General features: G+C 69.5%; 4 protein-coding genes. 1 reads left to right on the plus strand and 3 read right to left on the minus strand.

Annotated elements, in window-relative coordinates; genetic code table 11:
- Nucleotides 1-64: 64 nt before the first annotated feature.
- Entirely contained in the window at nucleotides 65-2,836 is a 2,772-nt protein-coding gene (polA, locus tag D588_RS0100785) for a DNA polymerase I (RefSeq protein WP_017914625.1), read from the plus strand.
- 520 nt (nucleotides 2,837-3,356) lie between these two features.
- Here the strand turns inward: polA and D588_RS0100790 are convergent.
- The 3 genes from D588_RS0100790 to D588_RS0100800 all read right to left on the minus strand — a co-directional run bounded on the left by D588_RS0100790 (nucleotide 3,357) and on the right by D588_RS0100800 (nucleotide 5,101).
- On the minus strand, nucleotides 3,357-3,623 hold the full coding sequence (locus D588_RS0100790; protein WP_017914139.1) for a DUF2164 domain-containing protein: 267 nt from the start codon (nucleotides 3,621-3,623) through the stop codon (nucleotides 3,357-3,359).
- A complete protein-coding gene (gene hemF / locus D588_RS0100795; RefSeq protein ID WP_017910342.1) occupies nucleotides 3,620-4,519 on the minus strand; it encodes an oxygen-dependent coproporphyrinogen oxidase in 900 nt (299 codons plus the stop codon). Before hemF ends, D588_RS0100790 begins: the two co-directional genes overlap by 4 nt.
- Nucleotides 4,520-4,594: 75 nt before the next feature.
- The gene (locus D588_RS0100800) at nucleotides 4,595-5,101 is read right to left on the minus strand and encodes a hypothetical protein (protein ID WP_232764183.1); all 507 of its coding nucleotides are present in this window, start codon (nucleotides 5,099-5,101) and stop codon (nucleotides 4,595-4,597) included.
- Between the last annotated feature and the right edge of the window lie 381 nt (nucleotides 5,102-5,482).

Here is a 5,482-nt window from a genome sequence, read left to right on the forward strand (position 1 = left end):
CACCCTCACCCCAACCCCTCTCCCGACGGGAGAGGGGCCACACGCCGCAGCGTAGAATTGGCCGATGAGCCGATTAGTCCTGATCGACGGGTCCAGTTACCTGTATCGCGCGTTCCACGCGCTTCCGCCGCTGACCAATGCCGCCGGCGAGCCCACCGGCGCGCTGTTCGGCGTGGTCAACATGTTGCGCGCCACCCTCAAGGAGCGCCCCGAGTACGTGGCCTTCGTGGTCGACGCGCCGGGCAAGACCTTCCGCGACGACCTGTACCCGCAGTACAAGGCCAACCGCCCGCCGATGCCCGACGAGCTGCGCGCGCAGGTCGAGCCGATGTGCCAGATCGTACATGCGCTGGGCATCACCATCCTGCGCGAGGACGGGGTCGAGGCCGACGACGTGATCGGCACCCTGGCCCTGCAGGGCGCCGGCGACGGCCTGGACGTCACCATCTCCACCGGCGACAAGGATTTCGCCCAGCTGGTGCGCCCCGGCGTGCAACTGGTCAACACCATGAGCGGCAGCCGCATGGATTCGGATGCGGCGGTGATGGAGAAGTTCGGGGTCTGGCCGCACCAGATCGTCGACCTGCTGGCGCTGATGGGCGACGCCATCGACAACGTGCCGGGCGTGGAGAAATGCGGCCCCAAGACCGCGGCCAAGTGGCTGGCCGAGTACGGCTCGCTGGACGGGGTGATCGCCCATGCCGACTCCATCAAGGGCAAGATCGGCGACAACCTGCGCGCGGCGCTGCAGCGCCTGCCGCTGAATCGCGAACTGGTCACCATCAAGACCGACGTGGCGCTGCCCGGCGGCCCTCGCACCCTGGGCCTGCGCGAACAGGAGCCGGAGCAGCTGCGCGGCCTGTACCAGCGCTACGGCTTCACCCAGGCGCTGCGTGATCTGGACGGCGGCGTGGCCGCGCCGGAGGCCGCCAGCGAGGCGACGCCCAGCCTGCGCGGCACCGCCGCCGGCTATGCCCGGGCCGCGGTGCCGGCCGCCGATACGGCGCTGGACCCGGCACTGGCCGCCAAGGGCGACTACACCGCGGTGACCACACCCGAGGCATTCGAAGCACTGCTGGTGCGCCTGCGCGCCGCCGACGGCTTCGCCTTCGATACCGAGACCGACGCGCTGGACGCGATGCGCGCCAACCTGGTCGGGCTCAGCTTCGCCACCGAGCCGGGCCGCGCCGACTACCTGCCGCTGGGCCATGACTACCCGGGCGCGCCGGTGCAACTGGATCGCGCGCTGGCGCTGGAGATGCTCAAGCCGCTGCTGGAGGACCCGGCCAAGGCCAAGGTCGGCCAGCACGGCAAGTACGATTTGCACGTGCTGCGCCGCCACGGCGTGGAGGTGCGCGGCTACGCCGACGACACCATGCTGGAGAGCTTCGTGCTCAATTCCACCGCCAGCCGCCACGACATGGATTCGCTGGCCCGGCGCTACCTGGGCTACGACACGGTCAAGTACGAGGACGTGGCCGGCAAGGGCGCCAAGCAGATCGCCTTCTCGCAGGTGGCCATCGACGACGCCACCGGCTACGCCGCCGAGGATGCCGACATCACCCTGCGCCTGCACCGCACCCTGTCGGCGCAACTGGAGGCCGAACCGGCGTTGGCGCGGGTCTACCGCGAGATCGAGATGCCGCTGGTACCGGTGCTGGCGCGGGTCGAGGCCAACGGCGTGTGCGTGGACATCGCCGAGCTGCGCAAGCAGAGCCAGGATCTGAGCCAGCGCATGCTGGCCGCGCAGCAGAAGGCCACCGCGCTGGCCGGACGCAGCTTCAACATGGACTCGCCCAAGCAGCTGCAGGCGGTGCTGTTCGACGAGCTGAAGCTGCCGGCGGTGCTGAAGACCCCCAAGGGCCAGCCCAGCACCAACGAAGAAGCGCTGGAGGCGATCGCCGACCAGCACGAGCTGCCGCGGGTGATCCTGGAGTACCGCGGCCTGGCCAAGCTGCGCAGCACCTACACCGACAAGCTGCCGGAGATGGTCAACCCCGACACCGGTCGCGTGCACACCAGCTACCACCAGGCCGGCGCCGCCACCGGGCGGCTGTCCTCCTCCGATCCCAACCTGCAGAACATTCCGATCCGTACCGACGACGGCCGCCGCATCCGCCGCGCCTTCGTCGCCCCGCCCGGGCGCAAGCTGATCGCCTGCGACTACTCGCAGATCGAGCTGCGGATCATGGCCCACCTGTCCGAGGACCCGGGCCTGCTGCGCGCCTTCGGCAGCGGCGTGGACGTGCACCGCGCCACCGCCGCCGAGGTGTTCGGGCGCAAGCTCGAAGAGGTCACCGGCAACGAGCGTCGCGCCGCCAAGGCGATCAACTTCGGCCTGATGTACGGCATGAGCGCGTTCGGCCTGGCCCGCAACCTGGGCATCGGCCGCGGCGAGGCGCAGGACTACGTGGCGCTGTACTTCAGCCGCTACCCGGGCGTGCGCGACTTCATGGAGCGCATGCGCGAGCAGGCGCGCACCCAGGGCTACGTGGAGACCCTGTTCGGCCGCCGCCTGTACCTGAACGACATCAACGCCCGCCAGCAGGGCCTGCGCGCCGGTGCCGAGCGCGCGGCGATCAACGCCCCGATGCAGGGCACCGCCGCCGACATCATCAAGCGCGCCATGGTCGGCGTGGACGCCTGGCTGCAGGACCACCGCGACCGCGCGTTGATGATCCTGCAGGTGCACGACGAACTGGTGTTCGAAGCCGATGCCGACTTCGTCGACACCTTGCTGCCGGAAGTGACCGGGCGGATGTCCGCCGCGGCGGAGCTGAAGGTGCCGCTGGTGGTGGACAGCGGGGTGGGCGACAACTGGGACGAAGCGCATTGAGTGCCCGGGTTCCGGGCATGCACCCGGGACCCGACCTGGCGCTGCGGTGTCTTGCGTAGACATCGCATGCGCATGCACGCCGGATATCGCAGCGGGTTTTCCGAAGGATTATCCCGCCCGCGATTTTCGCTTTCCCATTCGCGTTGGTTTTTTGACCCCGTCGGGCGCGACAAGCCGCAAAATTCCTACTGGCGTCACACCCCGGGGCGTGCAGGATCGCTTTGATTGAACGGAATTTTGACGCGGTTTATTTGCGCGGATTTTCGGGAATGAATCCGTCCTTAATCTGACAAATTTTTAACTTAAATCTTCACGAACGAGCAAGGTGGGGAATGTTCTTATATCCCTCGACAGGCGCAATACCTGTCGCGGATCTCCTCCCATCCCCTGGAGCAGATCCAGGAACGGCGACTCCTCCCCAAGTCTCCGTTCCCTGGCCCCGCCGACCTCCCCCTGGTCCGCGGGGCTTTTTTATGCCCGCAGGTTTTTGACCCCGTGCTGGCGGCGTGCGCGACCCCGTTCAGCGGCGCGCGTCGGTGGGCTGTTGCAGTTGGTAGAGCGCGTCGTCCAGGGTGTCCAGCTGCGTGGCTAGCAGCGCGCGGGCATCGTCCAGGCCGCGGTTGTAGTAATGCGCGCCGATGCGCTCGGCGACGAAGTCGAGCAGGAATTCGGCCTCGAACGCGCCGACCTGCTGCTGCAACTCGGTGCGCAGGTAGGCCTGCAACTGTTCGGCGATGGCGCGCTTGTCCTCGCGGCCCAGCACGGCGGTACGTGCCGGCGCGCTCATGCCAGCCATTCGCGCGGGACCAGGTACTCGGCCAGGCGCGCCTCGGCGCTGCCCGGTTCGGGCTGGAAGCCGTACTCCCAGCGCACCCGCGGCGGCAGGCTCATCAGGATGCTCTCGCTGCGGCCGCCGCTCTGCAGGCCGAACAGGGTGCCGCGGTCGTAGACCAGGTTGAACTCGACGTAGCGGCCGCGCCGGTACAGTTGGAACTCGCGCTCGCGCTCGCCCCAGGGCAGGCCGCGGCGGCGTTCCACGATCGGCAGGTAGGCGTCGAGGAAGCCGTCGCCGACCGCGCGCTGGTAGGCGAAGTCGCGCTCGAAATCGGCATGCAGGTCGTCGAAGAACAGGCCGCCGACGCCGCGGGTCTCGTTGCGGTGCTTGAGGAAGAAGTACTCGTCGCACCAGCGCTTGTGCGCAGGATAGCGGTCTTCGCCGAACGGCGCGCACAGGTCGTGCGCGGTCTGGTGCCAGTGGCGGGCGTCCTCGTCGAACGGGTAGTACGGGGTCAGGTCGAAGCCGCCGCCGAACCACCAGGCCACGGTGGCGCCATCGCGCTGCGCCTCGAAGTAGCGCACGTTGGCGTGGGTGGTGGGGATGTACGGGCTGAGCGGGTGGAACACCAGCGACACCCCGACCGCGCGCCACGAGGCGCCGGCCAGTTCCGGGCGGTTGGCGCTGGCCGAGGGCGGCAGGCGGGTGCCGGCAACGTCGGAGAAGCCGATGCCGGCCTGCTCGAACAGCGCGCCGTCGCGCAGGATGCGGGTGCGGCCGCCGCCGCCCTCCGCGCGCTGCCACAGGTCTTCGGCGAAACGGGCCTGGCCGTCGGCGGCCTCGACCGCCGCACAGATGCGGTCTTGCAGGCCAGTGAGATAGTCGCGAACGCGGTCGAAGGTATGCATGCCGCCATTCTAGAAGCTGGCTGTGTCAGGCGTCTGCGGCGGACTGCCCGGACTGCGCGGGCCGGTCGGCACGCGTCAGCGGCGGAACTCGGCGCGCAGCGCGGGGCGGCACAGCTGGTAGACCAGCCAGCCATGCAGGCCGGCGAAGACCAGGGCGGTCAGCGCGCCGCTGACCATGAGCGTGATCCGGCCCAGCGCCAGATCGTGCTGGAGTTGCTGCGGATCGAAGGCGTGCTGCGGCGCCCAGACCTGCAACAGGTCGAGCAGTTGCAACAGCAGCGGCAGCACCGCGAAGTTGGCCGCGGCGGTGACCACCAGGAACACGATGAAGGCCCGCCGCGCCCAGTCGCGCCGCTGCAGCAGCGCCCACGACGCCGCGCACAGGCCCGCCGACAGCAGCGCCGACAGCCAGGACAGCGCCAGTGCATGGGCGACGCACCACTGCAGCAGCGGCGGCAACGGCAGCCCGGCCTCGCGCAGCACGCCCTCGATCGCCCCGTCCGGCAGCGTCAGCAGCAACAGCGCCTGGCCCAGCGAGTACAGCAGCGACAGCACCCCGATCAGCAGCGAGAGCTTGGCCATCGCATCGATATTCTGGTTGCGGGCGGCAGTGCGGGGCAGCGGCGGAGGCGGGGGCGGCATCGACGGTCCTTCGGGAGGGGCGGCGCTGGCGGTCCGCGCCGGCGGCAGTCCGGCAAGGATAGGGATGGCGGAGCAGGGCGCAAGCCGGCGTGGCGCGCGAGGGGGGCGCCTATGCCGATGCGCGGCCTCTGGTCAGGGCGCTGCCGATGCGGTGTCGCCAGGAGCGGGGCTACGCCAAGGTCGTGCCGATGCCGTCTGCGTCCGGACGGCCTAGCTGCGGGCGCTCGCGTAGAAGCGGCTTCAGCCGCGACGCGCCTTACCGGGAAAGCCTCGTCGCGACTGAAGGGCACCTCTAAAAACCCCGACTTTGGCATCATTGGT

Source organism: Xanthomonas sp. SHU 308, from assembly GCF_000364645.1.
Classification (GTDB): Bacteria; Pseudomonadota; Gammaproteobacteria; order Xanthomonadales; family Xanthomonadaceae; genus Xanthomonas_A; species Xanthomonas_A sontii.

Excerpts from the sequence above, each read along its gene's own strand:
- D588_RS0100800 (WP_232764183.1), bottom strand. The coding sequence starts at position 5,101 with ATGGCCAAGCTCTCGCTGCTGATCGGGGTGCTGTCGCTGCTGTACTCG.
- polA (WP_017914625.1), top strand. The coding sequence starts at position 65 with ATGAGCCGATTAGTCCTGATCGACGGGTCCAGTTACCTGTATCGCGCG.
- D588_RS0100790 (WP_017914139.1), bottom strand. The coding sequence starts at position 3,623 with ATGAGCGCGCCGGCACGTACCGCCGTGCTGGGCCGCGAGGACAAGCGC.
- hemF (WP_017910342.1), bottom strand. The coding sequence starts at position 4,519 with ATGCATACCTTCGACCGCGTTCGCGACTATCTCACTGGCCTGCAAGAC.